Origin of the sequence: Streptomyces gilvosporeus, assembly GCF_002082195.1 — a bacterium.
GTDB classification, from domain to species: Bacteria; Actinomycetota; Actinomycetes; order Streptomycetales; family Streptomycetaceae; genus Streptomyces; species Streptomyces gilvosporeus.
In genome coordinates this window covers 6,459,273-6,483,699 of record NZ_CP020569.1, presented here as the reverse complement: position 1 = coordinate 6,483,699, position 24,427 = coordinate 6,459,273, and the positions used below count along the sequence as shown (strand labels likewise).

Here is a 24,427-nt window from a genome sequence, read left to right as displayed (position 1 = left end):
GCGCTCCGGAACGGGGGTGTCCGGAGCGCGCCGCGGCCGGGCCGGCGCCGGGGGGTGCGCCGGCCGGAGCCTGGACGGCAGTACGGCCCAAGGGATGGCCGTCGCTGTCCACCGGTCCAGGCCGGTCGGCGGTGCGGCGGGGAGGCAGGCCCGCCGCCGAGACCTCGTTAGAGGGCCAGGCCGGTCAGGACCAGCACGCGCTCGTAGGTGTAGTCGTCCATCGCGTAGCGCACGCCCTCGCGGCCCACACCGGACTGCTTGGCGCCGCCGTAGGGCATCTGGTCGGCGCGGTAGGACGGCACATCGCCGATGATCACGCCGCCGACCTCCAGGGCGCGGTGGGCGCGGAAGGCGGTCTGCGTGTCGTGGGTGAAGACACCGGCCTGGAGGCCGTACTTGGAGTCGTTGACCGCAGCGAACGCCTCGGCCTCGCCGTCGACCTTCTGGATGCTCAGCACCGGGCCGAAGACCTCTTCGCAGGCCAGGGTGGTGCCGGCGGGCACGTCCGCCAGGACGGTCGGCGCGTAGGAGGCGCCGTCGCGCTTGCCGCCGGCCAGCAGCTTGGCGCCGCGCTCGACGGCCTCGTCCACCCAGGACTCCACGCGCTTGGCCGCGGCCTCGTTGACCAGCGGGCCGACCTCGGTGGCGTCGTCGGAGGGGTCGCCGGTGATCTGGGCGTTGACCGCCGCGACGATCTTGGGGACCAGGCGGTCGTAGACGGAGGCGTCGGCGATGACCCGCTGCACCGAGATGCAGGACTGGCCGCCCTGGTAGTTGGAGAAGGTGGCGATGCGCTGCGCCGCCCAGTCCAGGTCCGCCTCGGAGGACCAGTCGGGCAGGACGACGGCCGCGCCGTTGCCGCCGAGCTCCAGGGTGCAGTGCTTGCGCGGCACCGAGTCGAGGATGTCGTAGCCGACCTTCTCGGAGCCGGTGAAGGAGATGACGGGCAGCCGCTCGTCCTTGACCAGGGCCGGCATCGCCTCGTTGCCCACCGGGAGGATCGACCAGGAGCCGGCCGGCAGATCGGTGCCGTCCAGCAGCTCACCGATGATGAGGCCGGAGAGCGGGGTGGCCGGGGCGGGCTTGAGGATGATCGGGACGCCGGCCGCGATGGCCGGGGCGATCTTGTGGGCGCACAGGTTCAGCGGGAAGTTGAACGGGGCGATGCCCAGGACCGTGCCGCGGGGGAAGCGGCGGGTCAGGGCGAGGCGGCCGGCGCCGCCCGCGTCGGTGTCCAGGCGCTGGGCCTCGCCGCCGTTGAAGCGGCGGGCCTCCTCGGCCGCGAAGCGGAAGACGGAGACGGCCCGGCCGACCTCGCCGCGCGCCCACTTCATCGGCTTGCCGTTCTCCGCGGAGATCAGCTGGGCGATCTCCTCGGCGCGCTCCACCAGCTGGCGGCCGACGTGGTCGAGGGCGGCGGCCCGCACATGGGCGGGGGTCGCGGCGAGCTCGTCCTGGACGGCGACGGAGGCGGCGATGGCCTCCTCGATCTGGGCCTCGGTGGGGACGCTCACCGTGCCGACGAGACGTCCGTCCCAGGGGGAGGTGACGTCGAAGGTGGCGTCGCCGGTGGTCTTGCGGCCGGCGAGCCAGAAGGCGGTGGGGGCTGCAGAGTTCGGCACAGTAATCCCGGCCCTTCCGAAGTGGTGGAGTGGTGCGGACGGCGGCGCTCGGCGAGCGGTGCCGTGCCCACCAAGGTAGGGGCGCGACGCCCGTGTGGCGTTTGTCCGAACCGTAGCAATCGGCGGGCGTGTCCCTCCGCGATGGAGGAGACCCGCTCGCCGGCTCACTCCTCGGGCGGCGCCGAGGTCGCCTTGAGCGCCAGCCACAGCTCCATCCGCACGTCCGCATCGTCCAGCGAGCGGCCCAGGATCTCCTCCACCCGTCGCATCCGGTAGCGCAGCGTATGGCGGTGGACGCCCAGGTCGGCGGCGGCCGCGTCCCACTGGCCGTGCCGGGCGAGCCAGGCCCGCAGCGATGCCACCAGATCGCCGCGCCCGGTCGCGTCGTGCTCCCGCAGCGCCCGCAGCAGCCCGTCGGCGAAGGCCCGTACGGCGTCGTCGGCCAGCAGCGGCAGCACCGACCCCGCCGCGACGTCCTCGTGCTCGACCAGGGTGCGGCCGCGGCGCCGGGCGACGTGGAGGGCCGCTTCGGCCTGGCGGTAGGCGGTGGCCGCGGCCGTCGGGCCGGCCGGTGCGGACAGGCCCACCGCCAGCTGTTCGGTGCGGCCCGTTCCGCCGCGCGCCGGGCGGGCACCGTTCCGGGGCTGCGATCCGGCGCGGGCCTGGGCCGCGGCGGCGAAGGCGGCGCAGGCGTCCGCGGCGGCGCCGCCGTCCGCGACCAGCACGATCAGCCGGCTGTTGTCCGGTACGGCGAGCACCGCCTCGCCGGTGCGGGAAGCGGCCGAGTCCATCGCATCGGCGAGCGCCTCCAGGACGGCCGGTGTGCCGCCTTGCCCCTGCCCGGCGGCCGCCTGGTCGTCGGCCGGGACCGGCTCGGCCACCACCACCCGGAACGGGGCGTCCAGCAGCCCGCCGTAGAGCCGGCCGGCCACCGCCCGGGCATGGTCCGGCTCCCCGGCGAGCAGCATTTTGAGGACCGCGGCGCCCAGGCGCTGCTCGGCGTCCTGGAGGGCGCGGGAGCGCTCGGTGGTGAGGGTGAGCAGCGCCACGGCGGAGTGCACGGCGTAGCGCTCGGCGGTGCCCAGCGGCGCCGCGGTGCCCACCGCCAGCACCCCGCGCGCCCGCCGGCCCGTACCGAGCGACTGGAGCTCCACCCGGTCGTCGCCGTCCGTGTCGCTCACCACGGAACTGGCGGGTGCGGGCCGCTCGCGCAGCCGCGCCACGTCCTCGGTCAGGCGGGCCGCGCGGCGGGCCGCCCAGTCCGGTGCGGCGGCCACCACGGCTCCCGACGCGTCGTACAGCGCCGCCCAGCCGTCCAGATGCGCGGCCAGCCGCGCCAGCAGCTCGGCCGGGCCCTCGGCGCTGAGGGCCGCCCGGGTCAGCTCCCGCTGCGCCTCGAAGCCGGCGGTCACCGCCCGGTACTGGTCGGCGGCGACCGCGGCCGAGACCGCCTTGCTGATGGCGATGAACGGCGTCCGGCGCGGCACCCCCAGCAACGGCAGCCCCTCCTGCCGCGCCGCCTGCACCAGCGCCTCGGGCACTTCCTCGTAGTTCACCCCGACGGCGAAGCCGAGCCCGATCACCCCCGCCTGCGCCACCCGGCGCACGTACCGACGGGTGGCCTCCGGATCCTGCGCGTCCAGTTTGAGCGCGGTGATCAGCAGCAGCTCCCCGCCCTCCATGTAGGGCACCGGATCGATCAGCTCACTGGCATGCGCCCAGCGCACCGGCACGTCCAGCCCGTCCTGACCCGCGAGCACGGTCAGCTTGAGCGCGGTGTGGTTGACCAGGGAAGCCAGGGTGTGGGGCATAGGACCTTCGATGACGAGGGGGACCCGGCCGGAGGCGAGGGTGTGTGAGGGTGTGTGGCGAGAGCATTTGCGCCGTCCCGTATGAACGGCCGCTTCCGATTCTGCCTCAGCGGAGGAATCCGGGGACAGCGTCCGGGCGGATTGCGGGGGCCCGGCGGACCGGCCCGGCGGCGGTGAGCCCGCCGCGTCCCTCATCCCCGCAGATCCACCAGCACCGGCGGCGCATGCTCCCCCTTGACCGACGTCACCGAGAGCACCGCATGCCCCGCCGGTACGGAGTTGGCCAGGTCGGAGGCGGACCAGCGCTCCCGCTCCACCGTGCGGACGGTGACGGCCTTGGCGGTGGCCGCCTTGCCCGTGATCAGCTGCCGGAAGATGTGGAACGCCTTGCCCGCGGCGCTCACCGCGATGATTTGACGGTCCGTCACATCGCGGGTCTCCACCCACTCCTTGCCCCACACCTCGGCGAACCGCGCGCCGTCCCAGGTCGTCACCCCCGCGAACGCCATCCGGCAGCCGACCGCACCGAGCAGCCCGCTGCGCAGCCCCTCGGGGACGTCGTCCAAGGAGCGCAGCGTGAGCACCGCGCCGGCATGGGCCGAGCGCAGCCGCTGGAGGCCGCGCAGCGCCTCGGCGGTGATGGTGTGCGCCGCCTCGTCGAGCACCAGACAGGCGAACAGCGAACGGTCGCTGCGGGCCACCGCGCACTCCGTGAACTGCGCCAGCACCAGCCGCGCCAGAATCCGCGAGGCTTCCGCATGGCCCCGCTCGGGCAGCTCGATCCGCACCCGCAGGGGATGGTCCAGGGCACGCAGCGACACCTGCCGGGTGCGCCCCGTGGGGTCGAAGAAGTCGGCGAAGGCGGGCCGGTCGAGCAGCGCGATACGGTCGGCGAGCAGCACCCCCACATCACCGGAACGCTCCAACTGCCGGGCCCGCGCGTCCAGTTCACGCAGCAGCGGCTGCTCCCGCCGCTCCTCCAGCGCGGCCCGCAGCGCCCTCATCGCCTCCGGCGCCCCGTCCAGCAGCTCCCGCAGCTCCGCCACGGTGGGAAACCGCTCATACGCCGCCCGGAACGGCCCGAGCAACTGCCCCAGCACTGTCGCCGCCCGCCGACTGTCCCCACCCGGCAACTGCCCCGCCAGATCCCCCACCAACGCCTCGGCAAGAATCCCGGCCGCCTCGTCGGGGTCGGTGGTGCCGCCGTAGAGGTCGAGGTCGCATTCGGGGTCGGGGCGGCCGATCCTGACCACCACGTCGAACGCGTCGTCCGGGCCGAGGTCCGAACCGGCCGGCCCGACGGCGATCACCGCGCTCTGTCCCGCCAGCGCCTGGAGGCACATCGCCTCCACGACGGGCCGCACCAACCGGGTGCTCTTGCCGCTGCCCGCGGGGCCGACGGCCAGCAGGGAGGTGCCGAGCACCCCCGGTTCCAGCGCGCAGCCGACGCTCCGGTGCTGATACGGGTTGCGTTCGTGGTCGGCGGCGGTACCGATCCGCACCTGCCCGGCGAGCAGATCGTGCTCGGCGCTCCGGCGGGCCAGATCGCGCCGCCCCGAGGGGTGCGCGCAGGCCGCGGCGCCCTGCCGGAGCACGGTGTCGGTGAAGGAAGCGAGGGGCGTGCCGCCGGACCGTACCGCGCGCCAGGCGTGGCCGATCCGGGCCACGTCCACATCGGTCATCCGCCCGGCGCGGGCCTCCTCGGCGAGCTTGTCGGCGGCGTCGGCGGCTCCGTGGGCCCGCAGCTCGGGCCATTGGGCGGGGTCGGCTGCCGGTTGGCGCTTGGGGGCGGGGGCGCGGGGGCGCAGGCGCCGGACGAACGGCGCCAGGAAGCGGCGCGCGAGTTCGGGCCAGCGGCCGAGGCGGCCGAAAACCACGACCAGGAGGGCGAGGAACAGGCCGTAGTAGAGGTAGCTGGCCCAGACATAGGCCATCGGGTCGGTGCCGTCGCGCCAGGAGTCGGGCGTCAGGAGCACCAGCGGCCACATCCAGTAGCTGCCGAGGTATCCGTTCCACAGCAGCGACCACAGCAGCCACCCGCACAGGAACGAGATCAGTGCGCCGCTGATCAGCTGCCGCAGCGGGGTGCGCTCGGGCTCCTTGGCCGGACGGGGGCGGTGTCCGTACGTCCAGATCCCCGGCGCCGCCGCCGGCCGGGGGGTCCGCAGCCAGCCCAGCAGGGGCGGCTCGGCGGCGCCGGGGGCTGCCGCGGGCGGGGCGGGCGGCGCGCTCGGCCGGGGCGGTGCCCCCGGCGGCGTGGCCGGCCGCGGGATGTGTGCGGAGCGGGTGCTCTGTGCGTCCTGCGTGCCCTCGGTGTCCATCCGGTGCCCTTGTCCCCCTCGCGCCAAGACCCTGCTGCCGCCGTTCAATCTACTGTCCCCACCCCCTCCGCTATATCCGGTGCGGACAACGCAACACGCGCACTTCTCCCGAACGGAACATGCCCGCACCGGTCCAGCGGCCCTAACCTGCGAGAACAAGACCTCTGTACAACCTCTGTACGTCCCCGTTCGACCCCAGGAGACTGCCATGACCGAACTGTCCGGAGGCCCGGCCCTCCCCCAGGAGCGTCGCGTCGTCACCGCGATCCCCGGCCCGAAGTCGCAGGAGCTGTGGGCCCGTAAGCAGGAGACCGTGGCCGCTGGTGTCGGTGCGGTGCTGCCCGTGTTCGTCAAGCGCGCCGGCGGCGGTGTCCTGGAGGACGTGGACGGCAACTCGCTGATCGACTTCGGTTCCGGTATCGCGGTGACCTCAGTCGGCAACAGCGCCGAGGCCGTGGTGCGCCGCGCCGCCGCGCAGCTGGCCGACTTCACCCACACCTGTGCGATGGTCACGCCGTACGAGCCGTACATCGAGGTCTGTGAGGCGCTGGCCGAGCTGACCCCGGGCGACCACAAGAAGAAGTCGGCGCTGTTCAACTCCGGTGCGGAGGCCGTGGAGAACGCGGTCAAGATCGCGCGGGCGTACACCAAGCGGCAGGCCGTGGTGGTCTTCGACCACGGCTACCACGGCCGGACGAACCTGACGATGGCGCTGACCTCGAAGAACATGCCGTACAAGCACGGCTTCGGGCCGTTCGCGCCCGAGGTCTACCGGATGCCGCTGGCCTACCCCTACCGCTGGCTGACCGGCCCGGAGAACTGTGCGCAGGAGGCCGCCGACCAGGCCATCTCGCAGATCACCAAGCAGGTCGGCGCGGAGAACGTCGCGGCGATCATCATCGAGCCGGTGCTCGGCGAGGGCGGTTTCATCGAGCCGGCCAAGGGCTTCCTCCCGGCGATCGCGAACTTCGCCAAGGAGAACGGGATCGTCTTCGTCGCCGACGAGATCCAGTCGGGCTTCTGCCGTACGGGCCAGTGGTTCGCGTGTGAGGACGAGGGGATCGTTCCCGATCTCATCACGACGGCGAAGGGCATTGCGGGCGGTCTGCCGCTGGCCGCGGTCACCGGCCGCGCGGAGATCATGGACGCCGCGCACGCGGGCGGCCTGGGCGGCACCTACGGCGGTAACCCGGTGGCCTGCGCCGCCGCGCTCGGCGCCATCGAGACCGCGCGCGAGCTGGACCTCAACGGCAAGGCCAAGCACATCGAGCAGGTCATGAAGGCCCGCCTCGTCGCGATGCAGGAGAAGTTCGACATCATCGGCGAGGTCCGCGGCCGCGGCGCGATGATCGCGATCGAGCTGGTCAAGTCCGGTTCCAAGGAGCCCAACCCGGAGGCCACCGGCGCGCTCGCCAAGGCCTGCCACCAGGAGGGCCTGCTGGTCCTGACGACCGGTACGTACGGCAACGTGCTGCGCTTCCTGCCGCCGTTGGTGATCGGCGAGGACCTGCTGAACGAGGGCCTGGACATCATCGAGGCGGCGTTCGCCCAGCTCTGAGCCGTCAGCGGCGGATGAGTCCGGACGAGCCCGGGGTGGCCCGGGATGCGGTGTGCATGCGCCGTGTCCCGGGCCGCGCCCGTTTCCGGGTACGTGCGGATGCGTACCCCGCGTACGCCGTCGCGTGAAGAAGATGTGCGGGGCGAATGGCGGCCCCGTGATGCGGCTGTCGGGTGTGCCCCCGTTGCCGTACGGTTTCTGCAGATGAGAGAAACACCCCGCTCGCAGGGGACTGCGGGCGACGCCCGGTCGGCGCTTCCCCGGCTCCGATCAGGCCGTGCCCTCGCGCACACCACCGGAACCCCTGCCACTGGCGCGGGGGACTCCGGGAATCCTCACCGATCGGATGTCCGCCCGCCCCATACCCCCCGGGGCGTGCGGGACACCGGTCGACCCGGCCGCCTCGGAACCACCCCCCCTGTTCCGAGGCGGCCTCTCTTTTTCCGCCCGCCGTTCCTGGTAGGGACCCTCTGCGCGCTGCTGTTCGCCGTGATCAGTTGGCAGGTGGCCGGTGCGGGGCCGCTGCGCGCGGCCGATGAGCGGGTGGGAAGCGCCCTCGCGGGCAGCGCGATTCCCCAGGGGCTCGCGGAGTTCTTCGCCGATCTCGGCAATACGGCCGTCGCACTGCCGGTGGTGCTGGTGGTGGCGGCGTGGGCGGCCTGGCGGGTGGGGCGCGGGCGTCGGCGGCCGCCGCGGGATGCGGAGCCCGGCGCTCCGGTGCGGTGGTGGCTGCCGTCGCTCGCCGCCGCGCTGACCCTGGGTGTGCTGCCCGCGCTGGTCGTCCCGCTCAAGCTGTGGTTCGCCCGGCCGGGGCCGCCGCAGATGGGCGCGGGTGCGCACGAGGGCTTCTATCCCTCGGGGCACGGCGCCACGGCGGCGGTCGCCTACGGGCTGGCCACACTGCTGGTGATCCGGGCGGGAGCGGGACGACGCCGCGGCCGGGGGCTGCTGGTGGCGGGGATGGCCCTGCTCAACGCGGGTGTCGGGCTCGGGCTCGTGCGCCGGGGGTACCACTGGCCGCTGGATGTGCTGGGCAGTTGGTGTCTGGCCGGGGTGCTGCTGGCGGTGTGGTGGGCGGTGTGCGCAGGGTGGACGGGGGACGACGCGCCATCAGGGGGCGACGCGCCGGCGGGGGACGAGGCGCCAGCGGGGGGCGACGCGCCTCGGACTCCGTAGGCACGCCCCGCCCTGGCGGTACGAGGGAGACATGCCCCGCCCCGGCGGCACGAGGGGCGGCCAACTCCCGGTTGCCCGCCCCCCGTTGCCCCGCCGTAGGTCAGCTGTCGAAGCCGAGGCCCAGCTTGTCCATGGCCTTCAGCCACAGGTTGCGGCGCCCGCCGTGCGTATCGGCGCGGGTCATCGACCACTGGGTGATGCCGATACCGGCCCAGCGCAGCGGCTCGGGCGGGAAGGGGAGGGGCTTGGAGCGGACCATCTCCAGCTCGGTGCGTTCGGTGCGCTCGCCGGCGAGCAGATCGAGCATCACCTCGGCGCCGAAGCGGGTGGCACCGACGCCCAGGCCCGTGTAACCCGCGGCGTAGGCGACCCGGCCCGCGTGCGCGGTGCCGAAGAAGGCGGAGAAGCGGGCGCAGGTGTCGATGGCGCCGCCCCAGGTGTGGGTGAAGCGCAGGCCCTCCAGCTGCGGGAAGCAGCGGAAGAAATGCCGGGCGAGCTTTTCGTAGGTGGCGGGGTGGTGGTCGTACTCGGCCCGTACGCCGCCGCCGTAGCGGTAGACGATGTCGTAACCGCCCCACAGGATGCGGTTGTCGGCGGTGATGCGGAAGTAGTGGAAGTGGTTGTTGGAGTCCGAGAGGCCCTGGCGGTTCTTCCAGCCGATGGCGGCGAGCTGCTCCTCGTTGAGCGGCTCGGTCATCAGGGCGTGGTCGTAGACCGGGACGATGTACGGGCGGACCCGCTTGACCAGCGACGGGAACGCGTTGGTGCCCAGGGCGACATGGCGGGCGAAGATCCGGCCGTAGGGGGTGCGGACGGCCATGCCCAGACCGTCGGAGGACAGGGCGGTGGCGCGGGTGCGCTCGTAGATGCGGACGCCGTAGCCCAGGCACGCCTGCTTGAGGCCCCAGGCGAGCCGGGCCGGGTTGAGCATGGCGACGCCGTCGCGGTCCCACAGGCCGGCGCGGAAGGTGGGCGAGTCGATCTCGGCGCGCAGTTCGTCCTGGTCGAGGAAGCGGTGGCGGGTCAGGCCCAGTCCGGCGGCCTCCTCGGCGGCCTCCTGGAGCTCGGCGACCTGGTGGGGTTCGGTGGCGATGTCGATCTCGCCGGTGCGCTCGAAGGCGCAGTCGATGTGGTAGCGGGCGACGGCGTGCTCGATGGCGTCGAGGTTCTTGACGCCGAGCGCTTCGAGCGTGGCGAGTTCGCCGGGCCAGCGGGCCAGGCCGTTGCCGAGGCCGTGGGTGAGGGAGGCGGCGCAGAAGCCGCCGTTGCGCCCGGAGGCGGCCCAGCCGACCTCGGCGCCCTCGATCAGGACGACATCGCGCTGGGGGTCGCGTTCCTTGGCGATCAGCGCCGTCCACAGTCCCGAGTAGCCGCCGCCGACGACGAGCAGATCGCAGGTCTCGTCGCCGACGAGGGCGGGCTCGGCGGCCGGCCGGTCGGGGTCGGCCAGCCAGAACGGGGTCGGTTCGGCGTCGGCGAGCGCATGGACGGGGGACGGGGTCATGGCAGCTCGTGCCATGGTTCTCAGCTCCTCTTACTTGGTACTCCGCTTGCGGCGGGATCCGGCCATCTGGCCGACGAGGACGCACAGGACGGCGACCAGGAACATCGCCGTACCGATGACATTGATCTGAACGGGCGTGCCCCGCTGCGCCGATCCCCAGACGAACATGGGAAAGGTCACCGTGGAGCCGGCGTTGAAGTTCGTGATGATGAAGTCGTCGAAGGACAGGGCGAAGGAGAGCAGCGCACCGGACGCGATACCGGGGGCGGCGATCGGCAGGGTGACCCGCAGGAACGTCTGCACCGGCGAGGCGTAGAGGTCCTGGGCGGCCTGCTCCAGGCGCGGGTCCATGCTCATCACCCGCGCCTTGACGGCGGTGACCACGAAGCTCAGGCAGAACATGATGTGGGCGATCAGGATCGTCCAGAAGCCGAACTGGATGCCCATGTTGAGGAACAGGGTGGCCAGCGACGCGGCCATGACGACCTCGGGCATGGCCATCGGCAGGAAGATCAGGGTGTTGACGCCGGCGCGGGCCCGGAAGCGGTAGCGCGCCAGCGCGAAGGCGATCATCGTGCCGAGGACGGTGGCGCCGACGGTGGCCCAGACGGCGATCTGGAGGCTGAGCCCGAGCGAGCCGCACAGGTCGGCGACGCCGCAGGGGTCGGTCCAGGCGTCCGTGGAGAACTGCTGCCACTGGTAGTTGAAGCGGCCGTGGGGCTTGTTGAAGGAGAAGACCATCACGACGACGTTGGGCAGGATCAGGTAGGCCAGGGTGGCCAGTCCCGCGAGGGTGACGGCGTTGCGGCGCAGCCAGCGCAGGGGGGCAGCGGTGGCGCGGGGGGTGCTCCCCACCGTCTTTCCGGTGGTCTTCCCGGTGGTCTCGGTTGCGGCCATCAGACCAGGTCCTCCGTCCCCGACTTGCGGATGTAGATGGTGACCATGGCGAGGATGGCCGCCATGAGGATGAAGGAGAGGGCGGCGGCGGTCGGGTAGTCCAGGACCCTCAGGAACTGCGACTGGATGACGTTGCCGATCATCTTCTGGTCCGTGGAGCCCAGCAGTTCGGCGTTGATGTAGTCGCCGGCGGCCGGGATGAAGGTGAGCAGGGTGCCGGCGACGACGCCCGGCATGGACAGCGGGAAGGTCACCCGGCGGAAGGTGGTGGCCGGGCGCGCGTAGAGGTCGCCGGCGGCCTCGTGGAGGCGGGGGTCGATGCGCTCCAGCGAGGTGTAGAGCGGCAGGATCATGAACGGCAGGAAGTTGTACGTCAGACCGCAGACCACCGCGAGCGGGGTGGCCAGCACCCGGTGCCCCTCGGTGATGCCCAGGGCGCTGGTGACGTCCAGGATGTGCAGCGAGTTGAGGACGCCGACGACCGGTCCGCCGTCGGCCAGGATCGTCTTCCAGGCCAGCGTACGGATCAGGAAGCTGGTGAAGAACGGCGCGATGACCAGCATCATCACCACATTGCGCCAGCGTCCCGCCTTGAACGCGATCAGATAGGCCAGCGGGTAGCCGAGCAGCAGGCACAGCGCGGTGGCGATGGCGGCGTAGCCCATGGAGCGGACGAACTGCGACCAGTACTCGCCCAGCGCGTCCCAGTAGGTGGCGAGGTGCCAGGTGACCTTGAAGCCCTCTTCGAGGGAGCCGGTCTGGAGGGAGGTCGACGCCTGGTAGACGAGCGGGGCGGCGAAGAAGACCAGCAGCCACAGGATGCCGGGCAGCAGCAGCCAGTAGGGGACCAGCCGTTTGCGGGTGGACGTCTTGCGGAGTGCGGGGGGCTCGGTGGCGTCGCTCTCCGGGGGCGCGGGGGCCTCGGTCGCGGTCATGCCGCCTCCTCGTCGAGGTCCGCGCCGGCCGCGATGTCCTGGGCGGCGTCGAGCCCGAAGGTGTGCGCCGGGTTCCAGTGGACGACGACCTCGGCGCCCGGTATGAGCCGGCCGTCACGGGTGATGTTCTGCTCGTAGACGGAGACCTCGCCCAGGCCCGGCGCCTCGATGACGTACTGGGTGGAGACGCCGATGAAGCTGGCGTCCTTGATGCGGCCGGGCAGCCGGTTGTGGCCGTCGGTGACGGAGTCGGCGTCGTCGGCGTGCGCGAGGGCCATCTTCTCGGGGCGGACGCCCGCCAGGACCTTGTCGCCGGCGGTGGCGCTCGCGCTGCACCGGGCGGCGGGCAGCCGGAGTCTGGTGTCGGCGGCGCGCAGCAGCAGGTCCTCGCCGCCGGCCTCGACGACCTCGGCCTCGATGAGGTTGGAGGTGCCCAGGAAGTTGGCGACGAAGGTGCTGGCGGGGTTCTCGTAGAGGTCGGCGGGGGCGCCGAGTTGTTCGACCCGGCCGCCGTTCATCACGGCCACGGTGTCGGCCATCGTCATGGCCTCCTCCTGGTCGTGGGTGACGTGCACGAAGGTGATGCCGACCTCGGTCTGGATGCGCTTGAGCTCCAGCTGCATCTGGCGGCGCAGCTTGAGGTCGAGGGCGCCCAGCGGCTCGTCGAGGAGCAGCACCTGCGGGTGGTTGATCAGCGCGCGGGCGACCGCGACGCGCTGCTGCTGGCCGCCGGAGAGCTGCTGCGGCCTGCGGCGGGCCATCGGGCCGAGCTGGACGAGGTCGAGCATCTCCTCGACCTGCTTCTTGACGGACTTGATGCCGCGGCGGCGCAGGCCGAAGGCGACGTTCTCGTAGATGTCCAGGTGCGGGAAGAGCGCGTAGTTCTGGAAGACGGTGTTGACCTGGCGCTTGTAGGGCGGCAGGGCGGTGACGTCCTCGCCGGAGAGCTCGACGGTCCCGGTGGTGGGGTCCTCCAGTCCGGCGATCATCCGCAGGGTGGTGGTCTTGCCGCAGCCGGAGGCGCCCAGCAGCGCGAAGAAGGAGCCCGCGGGGACGGTGAGATCGAGCGGGTGGACGGCGGTGAAGGAGCCGTAGGTTTTGCTGATCTGGCTGAGGCGGACGTCACCGCCGCTGCTCTGGGGGGTGTGCGTCATGGTCATATCGGGCGTCCCGTGGGTCGGAGGGCGATGCGGCTCGTACGGGCCTGGCGGCGCGGGGTGGTTCGGGCGGCGGGGTCAGGCCCCGGTGAGGGTGGAGAACTTCTGCGCGAACTGCTTGCTCTCCTTGGCGTTCAGGGCGCGGAAGGAGTGGGACCGGGCGGCCATCTTCTCGTCGGGGATGATCAGCGGGTTGGCCGCCAGCTTCTTGTCGATCTTGGCGAGTTCGTCGCGTACGCCGTCCACGGGGCAGACGTAGTTGATGTACGCCGCGATCCGTGCCGCCACCTTCGGCTCGTAGAAGAAGTCGATGAGCCGTTCGGCGTTCTGCTTGTGGCGCGCCTTGTTCGGCACCATCAGGTTGTCGGTGGACGTCGTGTAGCCGGCCTTGGGGATGGCGTAGGCGATGTCCGGGTTGTCGCTCTGGAGCTGGACGATGTCGCCGGCCCAGGCCACACAGGCGGCGAGGTCGCCCTTGTCCAGGTCGGTGGTGTAGTCGTTGCCGGTGAAGCGGCGGATCTGCTTGGAGTCCACGCCCTTCTGGAGCCGGGCGATCGCCGCGTCGAAGTCGTCGGCGGTGAAGCTCTCGGGCTTCTTGCCCATGTCCAGCAGGGTCAGGCCGATGCTGTCGCGCATCTCGGTGAGGAAGCCGACCCGGCCCTTGAGCTTGGGGTCCTCCAGCAGCTGGGTGACCGAGTCGACGGTGCGGCCGCCGGTGGCCTTCTTGTTGTACGCGATGATCGCGGGGACGCCCGTCCACGGGTAGGAGTGCGCCCGGCCCGGGTCCCAGGCGGGGCTGCGGAACTGCGCGGTGAGGTTGGCGTAGGCGTGCGGCAGGTTGGCCGGGTCCAGCTCGTCGATCCAGCCCAGGGAGATCATCCGTGCGCACATCCAGTCGGTGAGCACGATCAGATCGCGGCCGGTGTCCTGGCCGTTGGCCAGCTGCGCCTGGATCTTGCCGAAGAACTCGTCGTTGTCGTTGATGTCCTCGGTGTAGTTGACGGCTATGCCGGTGCGCTTGGTGAACTTCTCCAGCGTCGGCCGGTGCTTGCCGTCGTCGGTGACGTCCATGTACTCGGTCCAGTTGGAGAAGTTCAGGCGCTTCTCGGTCCTGGAGTGGTCGTCGGAGCTGCCGGCGTCGGTGCGGCCGGCGGGCGGGATGCCGCAGGCCGACAGGGCGCCCATGCCGCCCGCCACCGCCGCGAGCGCGCCGCCGGCGCGCAGCAGGGAGCGGCGGGTCATGGCGAGGCGGCCGTCGGTCATGCTGCGGCGGACGGCGGCCAGTTCGGCCGCGCAGAGGGGCTCGGGCCGTTCGGTGTGCTCCATGCGCGATGCCCTTTCGGGGAGGTGCCCGGCGCTCGGCGCCGGTGGTAGAGGGAAGCGGGGGCGATGCTCATGGGGCCTGGTGGGGACAGACCCGAAGGAGTGCGGGTACGGGGGCGGGGATGACCGGCCGCCGGGGTGCCCGGGGCCGTCGGCGGGCCCCGGGCGGGGGGACGTCAGCCGCGGTCCCCGAAGACGGTGCGGTGCCAGTCCTTCCTGGCCACCGCCGTGTTGTCGTACATGACGTGCTTGACCTGCGTGTACTCCTCGAAGGAATACGCCGACATGTCCTTGCCGAAGCCGGACGCCTTGGCGCCGCCGTGCGGCATCTCGCTGATGATCGGGATGTGGTCGTTGACCCAGACGCAGCCGGCGTTGATCTCGCGGGTGGCGCGGCCGGTGCGGTAGACGTCCCGGCTCCAGGCGGAGGCGGCCAGCCCGTAGGGGGTGTCGTTGGCCAGCGCGATGCCCTCGTCGTCGCTGTCGAAGGGCAGCACGACCAGCACCGGGCCGAAGATCTCGGCCTGCACGATCTCGCTGTCCTGGGCGGCGCCGGCGATCAGGGTGGGCCGGTAGTAGGCGCCCTTGGCCAACTCGCCCTGGGGCGCCTCGCCGCCGGTGACGACGGTGGCGTAGCCGCGGGCCCGGTCGACGAATCCGGCGACCCGGTCACGCTGGGCGTGCGAGATCAACGGGCCGAGATCCGTGGCCGGATCGAAGGGGTCGCCCAGCCGTACGGTGGCCATCAGGTCGGCGACACCGCTGACGAAGGCGTCGTAGAGGGGGCGCTGGACGTAGGCGCGGGTGGCGGCGGTGCAGTCCTGTCCGGTGTTGATCAGCGCACCGGCCACGGCACCGTGGACGGCGGCCTCCAGGTCCGCGTCGTCGAAGACCACGAACGGGGCCTTGCCGCCCAGTTCGAGGTGGAGGCGCTTGACCGTCCCGGTGGCGATCTCGGCGACGCGCTTGCCGACGCCGGTCGAGCCGGTGAAGGAGGTCATGGCGACGGCGGGGTGGCCCACCAGGCGCTCGCCGGCGTCCCGGCCCGCGCCGGAGACGATGTTGATCACGCCGTCGGGCAGTCCGGCCCGCTGCGCGGCCTGCGCGAACAGCAGCGAGGTCAGCGGGGTGATCTCGGCGGGCTTGAGCACGATGGTGTTGCCCGCGGCGACGGCCGGCAGGATCTTCCAGGCGGCCATCTGGAGCGGATAGTTCCAGGGCGCGATGGAGCCGACGACACCGATGGGTTCGCGGCGGATCACGGAGGTGTGATCGGCGCTGTATTCCCCGGCCGCCTTGCCCTCCAGATGGCGGGCGGCACCGGCGAAGAACGCGGCATTGTCGATCGATCCGGGCACATCGAACTCGGTGCTGAGCTTGATGGGCTTTCCGCAGTTCAGCGATTCCGCGAAGGCGAGATCGGCGGCGTCCTCGGCGAGCGCGGCGGCGAAGCGGTGCAGTGCGTCGGAACGCTCCCCCGGGGTCGCCCCGCCCCATACCGGAAACGCCGTCCGCGCGGCCTCGACGGCGGCGTCCACATCCGCCGGACCTGCGAGTTCGTAGGAGTACACCGGCTGGCCGGAGGCCGGGTCCACCACCGCCTGGGTGCGGCCCGAGGTGCCGCCGCGCAGTCCCCCGGCGATGAATTGGGCGCCCTCGGCGAATCGCTCGCTGACGTCGAAACGGTGCTCCATGGTGTCTCCTCCGCCGTACGCCAAGGCCGCTCAGCGGCCGCGCAAGGCGTAGCTATTTCCGGAATCGATGGCCGATCTTGACAGAGGAATAGGCCCTCAACAAGTGATTCCGTTGTTGCCTTTTGGTTACGCGACGAATTCTGCGCTTTACAAGGCCCGGGGCCCCGACACGTTGTCAGTGCCCGCTGACAGAATCCCGGCATGATGCACAACATCACGGGGACCGACACGCACGGCAGCCGATCGCACACGGACCGGCAGGCCGCGGACGGCCCGCGCTCGCTGGAGGAACTGCGCTCGCTAACCGCCACCGGAAAGCGCGTCAAATATCTACACTTCTGGGGTCATACGCCGCGCCGCGACGGCGCTCTGGGCGCGAGCTGCTTCAGCCAGTGGTGGCCCTCCCCCTTCACGGTCGACGGCGTCACCTACACCACCGCGGAGCACTGGATGATGGCGGGCAAGGCCCGGCTGTTCGCCGACGCCGACGCGGAGCGCCGCGCGATAGCCGCGGGCCATCCGAAACAGGCCAAGGACGCCGGGCGCCGGGTCCGCGGCTTCGACGAGACCGTCTGGCAGGAGCACCGCTTCGACCTGGTCGTCGAGGGCAATCTGCACAAGTTCGGCCAGGATGCCGGGCTGCGCGACTTTCTCCTCGGCACGAACTCCCGGGTGCTGGTGGAGGCCAGCCCGGTCGACCGGATCTGGGGCATAGGACTGGCCGCCGACGACGAGCGGGCGGAGCACCCGCTCCAGTGGCGGGGGCTGAATCTGCTGGGGTTCGCGTTGATGGAGGTACGGCAGCGGCTGCGGGAGGGGGCGGCGGGGCGGTCGGCGGGAGCATGAGGCGGCGCGGGCCGGCGGGGGCTGCGGGAGCGGGAGGCGGGGGCGGCCCGGCCGGCCGCCGCCCGCCCCGCCTACCATGACGAGTCCGTGACCGCGCCATGACCAGGCCGCTCCGCCCCGCCGTCCGTCCCCTGGTTCACCCGGTCAGTCCGTCCCCGTTCACCGACCAGGAGGATCCGTTGTCCGATCTCGATGCCTTCATCGCGGGCCTGCCCAAGGCCGAGCTGCATGTACACCACGTCGGGTCGGCCTCACCGCGGATCGTCTCCGAACTGGCCGCCCGGCACCCCGACTCCGCCGTCCCCACCGACCCCGAGGCGCTCGCCGACTTCTTCACCTTCCGCGACTTCGCCCACTTCATCGAGGTCTACCTCTCCGTCGTGGACCTGATCCGCGACGCCGAGGACGTCCGGCTGCTGACGTACGAGGTCGCCCGCGACATGGCCCGGCAGAACATCCGCTATGCCGAGCTGACCGTCACCCCCTTCAGCTCGACCAGCCGCGGCATCCCCGATGCCGCCTTCGTCGAGGCCATCGAGGACGCCCGCAAGTCGGCCGAGTCCGAGCTGGGTGTGGTGCTGCGCTGGTGCTTCGACATCCCCGGGGAGGCAGGCCTGGAGGCCGCGGAGGAGACCGCCCGGATCGCCTGCGAGCTCCAGCCCGAGGGCCTGGTCTCGTTCGGGCTCGGCGGCCCCGAAATCGGCGTCCCGCGCCCGCAGTTCAAGCCGTACTTCGACCGCGCCATCGCCGCCGGCCTGCACTCCGTACCGCACGCCGGCGAGACCACGGGCCCCGGCACGATCTGGGACGCCCTGACCGAGCTGCGCGCCGAGCGGATCGGCCACGGCACCAGCGCCACCCAGGACCCGAAGCTGCTGGCCCATCTCGCCGAACACCGCATCCCGCTGGAGGTCTGCCCGACCTCCAACATCGCCACCCGCGCGGTGCGGACCCTGGACGAGCACCCGGTCAGGGAGATGGTCGACGCGGGCGTACTGGTCACCATCAACAGCGACGACCCGCCGATGTTCGGCACCGACCTCAACACCGAATACGGCGTCGCCGCCCGCCTGTTGGGCCTGGACGCACCCGGCCTGGCCGCCCTCGCCAAGAACGCCGTCGACGCCTCCTTCCTGGACGCCGCCGGCAAGGCCCGGCTGGCCGCGGAGATCGACGCCTATACGGCGGCGTACCGCGGCTGACGCACCCAGCGGGGACGCAACCCTCCGGTGGCCGGCCCGGCCCGGCCACCGGAGCGCGTTGCCCGCCTGCGGCTCATGCCACCCGCCACGGCGCCCCCAGCCCACCGGGGAAGCCCGCGACGAACTCCCGCAGGGCCCACCGCGCCGTCGCCCCGTCGACCAGCTCCTCCGCCGGGAAGTACGCCCCCTGCCCGCCGCACACCAGCCACACCGGCTCCTCGGCCGCGCCGTGGGAACCGCCGTCCAGACACCGCACCCCCAGCTCCTTGGGCCGCATCCGCCGCCCCGGCCCGCCGTCGACGCCCGCCGCCCGCCTCCGGCACAGCTGGAAGAGCGTGCCGTCCCCGCTCTCCCCGGCGACCAGAAAGACCCCGGGCCCGCCGCTGACCGTCAGCACGCCCCCGTCCTCCTCCCACCGCTCCACCGACAGCTCCGTGCAGACGGCACCGTCCAGCTCGCCCAGGGCCGCCGCCAACCGCGCCCCGTCCGGCTCCTGAAGCACCCGCGACCGGCAGATCCCCGCCTGCCAGCGGCTGACCACGGCCCTCATCCGGCACCCGCCATGCGACTCATGTGCGGGAGCATACGGTCGCCGCGGCGGGCCCATCGACCGGGACCGCGGCACCCACCGGCGGAAACCGGCCGCGCCGCTCAGCCCCGTACGCTCCCCCGCTTCGCCCGCCGACCGCGGCCGATCAGGATGCGCGCCACCGTATGGGAGACCACCGTGGCCGCCCCCGCCGCGGCCGCACCGGCCACCGCTCCCCGTACCGAGAGCGGCCGGAGCACCCCGGCCCGTCGCAGCCGGCCGCGCGCCCAGAGGGTGAAGGGGAGGACGAGAACGGGCGAGGTGGCGGAGCCCGGCGTATAGCCACGGACGGCCGCCGCCTGGGCGAGGTGCAGGAGGCCGTGCAGCCCGAAGCCGTCCAGCGTGCTCTGGAAGAACGCCGAGCGGCCGCCGCTGCGCTGCCCGCTCACCGCCGCGCCGGCCACGATGACCGCCATCACCCCGACCGCGGCCCGGAACTCCCGGTCGTCGAAGCTCCCCATGAACTCCCATACGGATTCCGGCAGTTGCGGAAACCGCCGACGCAGCACCGGCACGTTCTCCCGTATCCAGCGCGGCCCGAACGCCACCTCCTCCGCATCGTGCAGCGCCCAGGCGGCGAACAGCCCGAGGGTGACGGCCGGGGATACCCCGTACGGAACGGAGGAAGCGGAACCGGCGCAGGAAGCGGACCCGGCGGCGGGCGCGGCGGCGGGCGGGCCGGACAGGCGTTTCACGAAGGTCGTCATGAACGACAAGTCTGGCAAGCCGAGTTGACGGAAGATCACCGGGTCGGCGGCACCGTCCCGGGGGCCGGGGGCCGCCCTCACAGCCCCACGATCGCGTCCCACTCCTTCGCGTATGCGGTCCGTTCCCGCGGGGAGATGTCCCGCGCGATCGCCAGCCGCCGGCGCATGGCGTCATCGGGGAAGACCAGCGGGTCCTCGGCGAGCGCGGCGCGGTCCTTGTCCTTGGAGGAGGCCAGGACGTCCCGCGCGGCGGGGACGGGGCAGACGTAGTTGACCCAGGCGGCGAGGTCCGCGGCGACCTCCGGCTCGTAGTAGTAGTCGATCAGCCGCTCGGCATTGCGCTTGTGGTCCGCGAGGTTGGGGATCATCAGGCTCTCCGCCCACAGCTCGGCGCCCTCCTCGGGGACGACGAACTCGATGTCGGGGTTGTCCGCCTGGAGCTGGATGACGTCGCCGGAATAGGCCTGGGCGGCGAGCACGTCGCCGGAGTCGAGGTCCTTGATGTAGTCGTTGCCGGTGAAGCGCCGGATCTGGCCCTTGTGGACCTGGGCGCGGACCCGGTCGATCATCCGGTGGAAGTCGTCGGCGGTCCAGCGGGTGATATCGACCCCGTCACCCTGCATCAGCAGGGCGAACGCCTCGTCCAGACCGGCCAGCAGCGTGACCCGCCCGCGCAGATCGTCCTTCCACAGATCCGAGGTGTGCCGTATCTCGCGGCCCAGCTTTCTGCGGTTGTAGGCGATGCCGGTGATCCCGGACTGCCAGGGCACCGAGTGCTTGCGGCCCGGGTCGAAGTGCGGGGTGCGCAGCAGCGGATCGAGGTTCTTGGCGACATGCGGCTGGGCGGCGCGGTCCATCTCCTGGACCCAGCCCAGCCGGACGAACCGGGCGCACATCCAGTCGCTGATGACGATCAGGTCGCGGCCGGTGCGCTGGTGGTTCATCAGCGCGGGGCTGATCTTCCCGAAGAACTCGTCGTTGTCGTTGATCTCCTCGTTGTAGGTGACGGAGATCCCGGTGCGGCGCCGGAAGGCGTCGAGGGTCGGCCGGCGCTGCTTGTCGTGGTCGTCGACATCGATGTACAGCGGCCAGTTGGCGAAGTCGACCGAGCGGTCCCGGGCCGAGCGGTCGGGTCCGGTGCGGTCCGCGGCCGTGACGTAGGCGGGCCGCACCCCGCATCCGGTGAGGGCGGCCAGCGCCCCGGCCGCACCGATTCCGCCCACACCCCGTAGCAGCGCGCGCCGCGCAAGATCAGCCATGGCAGGCACTCTCACGCGTCGCGGGCGGAGGCGGCAACAGACAGAGCGTCCATTGCCGGGCCTCCGCCCGCGACGGTGTGTCGAGCGTTCCGTGCCGCCCGACGGTGGGGATCCCCCGGGCCGGCGGTCGGGCCGGCCGGTGCGGTCCGGCCGGTCAGCCGTGCAGCGAGGTCATCACGTGCTTGATCCGGGTGTAGTCGTCGAAGCCGTAGGCCGAAAGGTCCTTGCCGTAGCCGGACTTCTTGAATCCGCCGTGCGGCATCTCGGCGACCAGCGGGATGTGGGTGTTGATCCACACGCAGCCGAAGTCGAGGCTCTTGGACATCCGCATGGCGCGGGCGTGGTCCTTGGTCCACACCGAGGACGCGAGCGCGTACTCGACGCCGTTGGCCCACTGCACGGCCTGCTTCTCGTCGGAGAAGGACTGGACGGTGATGACCGGGCCGAAGACCTCCTGCTGGACGATCTCGTCGTCCTGCTTGAGCCCGGAGACGACGGTCGGGGCGAAGAAGTAGCCCTTCTCGCCGACCTGTTCGCCGCCCGCCTCGATCTTGGCGTGGGCGGGCAGCCGCTCGATGAAGCCCTTGACCTGCTTGAGCTGGTTGGCGTTGTTCAGCGGGCCGTAGAGCACGTCCTCGTCGTCGACCGCACCGGTCTTGGTCTCCGAGGCGGCCTTGGCCAGCGCGGCGACGAACTCGTCGTGGATGGAGTCCTGGACGAGCACCCGGGTCGCGGCCGTACAGTCCTGGCCGGCGTTGAAGTAGCCGGCGACCGCGATGTCCTCGACGGCCTTGGCGATGTCGGTGTCCTCGAAGACGACGACCGGGGCCTTGCCGCCCAGCTCCAGGTGGACGCGCTTGAGGTCCTTCGACGCGGACTCGGCGACCTGCATACCGGCGCGCACCGAGCCGGTGATGGACGCCATCGCCGGGACGTGGTGCTCGACCATCAGACGGCCGGTCTCGCGGTCACCGCAGATGACGTTGAAGACGCCGCGGGGGTGGCCGAGCTCCTCCAGCACGCTGCCGATGATGTCGGCGATCAGCACCGTCGAGGCGGGAGTGGTGTCGGAGGGCTTGATGACGACGGTGTTGCCCGCCGCCATCGCCGGGGCGAACTTCCACACGGCCATCATCATCGGGTAGTTCCACGGCGCGACCTGGGCGCATACGCCGACCGGCTCGCGGCGGATGATGGAGGTGAAGCCGTCCATGTACTCGCCGGCCGAGCGGCCCTCCAGCATCCGGGCGGCACCCGCGAAGAAGCGGATCTGGTCCACCATCGGCGGGATTTCCTCGGAGCGTACGAGCGCGATCGGCTTGCCGCAGTTCTCCGACTCGGCGGCGATCAGCTCCTCCGCCCGCTCCTCGAAGCGGTCGGCGATCTTGAGCAGTACCTTCTGGCGCTCGGCCGGGATGAGGTCACGCCAGACGGGGAAGGCGGCCTCGGCCGCGGCCATGGCCGCGTCGACGTCGGCGGCGGCCGAGAGAGGGGCGGTGGCGTACGCCTCACCCGTCGCCGGGTTGACCACCTCCGTGGTCCGCCCGTCGGCGGCGTCCCGGAACTCCCCGTCGATGTAGTTGCGCAGACGACGCAGTGCGGTGGTCACTGTGCGCCCCCTTCAGTCAGATGTCCGGTGGTTTGACTCCACCTGTCCGGTGGTGTGGGTCCACCCTAGCCGCGGCACCGACGTTTTCAACACACCCGCCACTCGGAAACAACGAAATCAGTGAAATTTAGATCACTGCACGACTGATTTCATCGATTCGGGGTTGCGCGACGGACGAGGCTGGTGCACAGTGAGGGACGTGGCCACTCGTGACAGAAACGGCACTTCTTCGATCGACTCCGTCTCCCTGGCGATCATCGAGCAGCTCCAGGAGGACGGGCGCCGTCCGTACGCCGCGATCGGCAAGGCCGTGGGCCTGTCGGAAGCGGCCGTACGTCAGCGCGTACAGAAACTGCTCGACCAAGGCGTGATGCAGATCGTCGCGGTCACCGACCCCCTCACGGTCGGTTTCCGTCGGCAGGCAATGGTCGGCATCAACGTCGAGGGTGACCTCGATCCCGTGGCCGACGCCCTGACGACCATGGAAGAAGTCGAGTACGTCGTCATGACGGCAGGCTCCTTCGATCTCCTCATCGAGATCGTCTGCGAGGACGACGACCACCTCCTGGAAATGATCAACAAGCGGATCCGCACGCTTCCCGGCGTTCGATCCACCGAGAGCTTCGTGTACCTCAAGCTCCGGAAGCAGACCTACACCTGGGGAACGAGATAGCAATGAGCCGCGACCTCTCCAAGACGGCATACGACCACCTGTGGATGCACTTCACCCGCATGTCGTCGTACGAGAACGCCCCCGTGCCCACGATCGTGCGCGGTGAAGGCACCAACATCTACGACGACAAGGGCAAGCGCTACATCGACGGCCTCGCCGGCCTCTTTGTGGTCAACGCCGGCCACGGCCGGGTCGAGCTCGCCGAGACCGCCTACAAGCAGGCGCAGGAGCTCGCCTTCTTCCCCGTGTGGTCCTACGCCCACCCCAAGGCCGTGGAGCTCGCCGAGCGCCTGGCCAACGAGGCCCCCGGCGACCTCAACAAGGTCTTCTTCACCACCGGTGGCGGCGAGGCCGTCGAGACCGCCTGGAAGCTGGCCAAGCAGTACTTCAAGCTCACCGGCAAGCCGATGAAGCACAAGGTGATATCCCGCGCGGTGGCCTACCACGGCACCCCGCAGGGCGCCCTGTCGATCACCGGTCTGCCCGGCCTGAAGGCCCCCTTCGAGCCGCTGGTCCCAGGCGCGCACAAGGTGCCGAACACCAACATCTACCGCGCCCCGATCCACGGCGACGACCCCGAGGCCTTCGGCCGCTGGGCCGCCGACCAGATCGAGCAGCAGATCCTCTTCGAGGGCCCCGAGACCGTCGCCGCGGTCTTCCTGGAGCCGGTGCAGAACGCCGGTGGCTGCTTCCCGCCGCCGCCCGGCTACTTCCAGCGGGTCCGCGAGATCTGCGACCAGTACGACGTGCTGCTCGTCTCCGACGAGGTCATCTGCGCCTTCGGCCGTCTGGGCACGACCTTCGCCTGTGACAAGTTCGGCTACGTCCCGGACATGATCACCTGCGCCAAGGGCATGACCTCCGGCTACTCCCCCATCGGCGCCTGCATCATCTCCGACCGCCTGGCCGAGCCGTTCTACAAGGGCGACAACACCTTCCTGCACGGCTACACCTTCGGTGGCCACCCGGTCTCCGCGGCCGTCGGCGTCGCCAACCTCGACATCTTCGAGCGTGAGGGCCTCAACCAGCACGTCCTCGACAACGAGGGCAACTTCCTGAGCACCCTCCAGAAGCTGCACGACCTGCCGATCGTCGGCGACGTCCGCGGCAACGGCTTCTTCTACGGCATCGAGCTCGTCAAGGACAAGGCCACCAAGGAGTCCTTCAACGAGGAGGAGACCGAGCGCGTCCTGTACGGCTTCCTGTCCAAGGCGCTGTACGACGCCGGCCTCTACTGCCGCGCCGACGACCGCGGCGACCCGGTCATCCAGCTCGCCCCGCCGCTGATCGCCGACCAGCCGGTCTTCGACGAGATCGAGCAGATCCTGCGCGGCGTCCTCACCGAGGCGTGGTCCAAGCTCTGATCACCGGGGCTCTGATCACCGGGCTCCGACCACAGGGCTCCGATCATCGCTCGCAGGCGAGTCCTCACAACTGAAAATCCAACGGCTCAGATTCACTCATTTTCAGCTATAGGAGTGAATCTGAGCCGTTCTCCGTGCCGAGCGCCGAATACCGGGGGTCACCAGTACTTACCGTGCCAG

Annotated in this window: 19 protein-coding genes; 6 read left to right on the top strand and 13 right to left on the bottom strand. The window is 71.3% G+C overall.

Features of this window, described 5'->3' with window-relative positions; genetic code table 11:
• Positions 1–167 precede the first annotated feature (167 nt).
• The 3 genes from B1H19_RS29045 to B1H19_RS29035 form a co-directional block, all read right to left on the bottom strand.
• Positions 168–1,622: an aldehyde dehydrogenase family protein gene (locus B1H19_RS29045; RefSeq protein WP_203237251.1), complete on the bottom strand. Its 1,455-nt coding sequence runs from the start codon at positions 1,620–1,622 to the stop codon at positions 168–170.
• 164 nt (positions 1,623–1,786) lie between these two features.
• Positions 1,787–3,433 (bottom strand): PucR family transcriptional regulator, encoded by a 1,647-nt coding sequence (locus B1H19_RS29040; protein WP_083107669.1) that lies wholly within the window; start codon positions 3,431–3,433, stop codon positions 1,787–1,789.
• Positions 3,434–3,624: 191 nt separating this feature from the next.
• Positions 3,625–5,754: a type IV secretory system conjugative DNA transfer family protein gene (locus tag B1H19_RS29035; protein WP_083107668.1), complete on the bottom strand. Its 2,130-nt coding sequence runs from the start codon at positions 5,752–5,754 to the stop codon at positions 3,625–3,627.
• A gap of 208 nt (positions 5,755–5,962) precedes the next feature.
• Between B1H19_RS29035 and gabT the strand changes: the two genes are divergently transcribed.
• Positions 5,963–7,312 (top strand): 4-aminobutyrate--2-oxoglutarate transaminase, encoded by a 1,350-nt coding sequence (gene gabT, locus B1H19_RS29030; protein WP_083107666.1) that lies wholly within the window; start codon positions 5,963–5,965, stop codon positions 7,310–7,312.
• Positions 7,313–7,801: 489 nt separating this feature from the next.
• Positions 7,802–8,488, top strand: a complete 687-nt coding sequence (locus B1H19_RS29025) for a phosphatase PAP2 family protein (protein WP_237289544.1) — start codon at positions 7,802–7,804, stop codon at positions 8,486–8,488.
• A 100-nt stretch (positions 8,489–8,588) separates the two neighbouring features.
• Here the strand turns inward: B1H19_RS29025 and B1H19_RS29020 are convergent, their stop codons facing one another.
• The 6 genes from B1H19_RS29020 to B1H19_RS28995 form a co-directional block, all read right to left on the bottom strand.
• Positions 8,589–10,007, bottom strand: a complete 1,419-nt coding sequence (locus B1H19_RS29020; protein ID WP_418361480.1) for an NAD(P)/FAD-dependent oxidoreductase — start codon at positions 10,005–10,007, stop codon at positions 8,589–8,591.
• A 15-nt stretch (positions 10,008–10,022) separates the two neighbouring features.
• Positions 10,023–10,889, bottom strand: a complete 867-nt coding sequence (locus tag B1H19_RS29015) for an ABC transporter permease (protein WP_237289543.1) — start codon at positions 10,887–10,889, stop codon at positions 10,023–10,025.
• On the bottom strand, positions 10,889–11,824 hold the full coding sequence (locus B1H19_RS29010; protein ID WP_083107663.1) for an ABC transporter permease: 936 nt from the start codon (positions 11,822–11,824) through the stop codon (positions 10,889–10,891). The genes B1H19_RS29015 and B1H19_RS29010 overlap by 1 nt, the downstream gene beginning before the upstream one ends.
• Positions 11,821–12,984 (bottom strand): ABC transporter ATP-binding protein, encoded by a 1,164-nt coding sequence (locus B1H19_RS29005; protein ID WP_083107662.1) that lies wholly within the window; start codon positions 12,982–12,984, stop codon positions 11,821–11,823. Before B1H19_RS29005 ends, B1H19_RS29010 begins: the two co-directional genes overlap by 4 nt.
• Positions 12,985–13,059: 75 nt before the next feature.
• Positions 13,060–14,307, bottom strand: coding sequence for a polyamine ABC transporter substrate-binding protein (locus tag B1H19_RS29000; RefSeq protein WP_083107660.1), 1,248 nt, complete (start codon positions 14,305–14,307; stop codon positions 13,060–13,062).
• A gap of 173 nt (positions 14,308–14,480) precedes the next feature.
• Entirely contained in the window at positions 14,481–15,998 is a 1,518-nt protein-coding gene (locus B1H19_RS28995) for a gamma-aminobutyraldehyde dehydrogenase (RefSeq protein ID WP_083107658.1), read from the bottom strand.
• Between the two features lie 201 nt (positions 15,999–16,199).
• Here B1H19_RS28995 and B1H19_RS28990 point away from each other — a divergent pair, with 201 nt between their 5' ends.
• Both B1H19_RS28990 and B1H19_RS28985 read left to right on the top strand, forming a co-directional pair.
• Positions 16,200–16,844, top strand: coding sequence for an NADAR family protein (locus B1H19_RS28990; RefSeq protein ID WP_083107657.1), 645 nt, complete (start codon positions 16,200–16,202; stop codon positions 16,842–16,844).
• Positions 16,845–17,023: 179 nt separating this feature from the next.
• Entirely contained in the window at positions 17,024–18,046 is a 1,023-nt protein-coding gene (locus tag B1H19_RS28985) for an adenosine deaminase (RefSeq protein ID WP_083109938.1), read from the top strand.
• Between the two features lie 73 nt (positions 18,047–18,119).
• Here the strand turns inward: B1H19_RS28985 and B1H19_RS28980 are convergent, their stop codons facing one another.
• From B1H19_RS28980 to B1H19_RS28965, 4 genes are all read right to left on the bottom strand, one after another.
• Positions 18,120–18,596, bottom strand: a complete 477-nt coding sequence (locus tag B1H19_RS28980) for a hypothetical protein (RefSeq protein ID WP_083107655.1) — start codon at positions 18,594–18,596, stop codon at positions 18,120–18,122.
• A gap of 101 nt (positions 18,597–18,697) precedes the next feature.
• A complete protein-coding gene (locus B1H19_RS28975) occupies positions 18,698–19,342 on the bottom strand; it encodes an HXXEE domain-containing protein (protein WP_083109937.1) in 645 nt (214 codons plus the stop codon).
• A 77-nt stretch (positions 19,343–19,419) separates the two neighbouring features.
• Positions 19,420–20,601 (bottom strand): polyamine ABC transporter substrate-binding protein, encoded by a 1,182-nt coding sequence (locus B1H19_RS28970; protein ID WP_083107654.1) that lies wholly within the window; start codon positions 20,599–20,601, stop codon positions 19,420–19,422.
• 154 nt (positions 20,602–20,755) lie between these two features.
• Complete coding sequence (locus B1H19_RS28965) at positions 20,756–22,210, bottom strand: gamma-aminobutyraldehyde dehydrogenase (RefSeq protein WP_083107653.1); 1,455 nt, start codon at positions 22,208–22,210, stop codon at positions 20,756–20,758.
• Positions 22,211–22,409: 199 nt separating this feature from the next.
• Here B1H19_RS28965 and B1H19_RS28960 point away from each other — a divergent pair, with 199 nt between their 5' ends.
• Both B1H19_RS28960 and B1H19_RS28955 read left to right on the top strand, forming a co-directional pair.
• The gene (locus tag B1H19_RS28960) at positions 22,410–22,883 is read left to right on the top strand and encodes an Lrp/AsnC family transcriptional regulator (RefSeq protein WP_037788748.1); all 474 of its coding nucleotides are present in this window, start codon (positions 22,410–22,412) and stop codon (positions 22,881–22,883) included.
• A gap of 2 nt (positions 22,884–22,885) precedes the next feature.
• Positions 22,886–24,247, top strand: coding sequence for an aspartate aminotransferase family protein (locus B1H19_RS28955; RefSeq protein WP_083107651.1), 1,362 nt, complete (start codon positions 22,886–22,888; stop codon positions 24,245–24,247).
• The last annotated feature ends 180 nt before the right edge of the window (positions 24,248–24,427 follow it).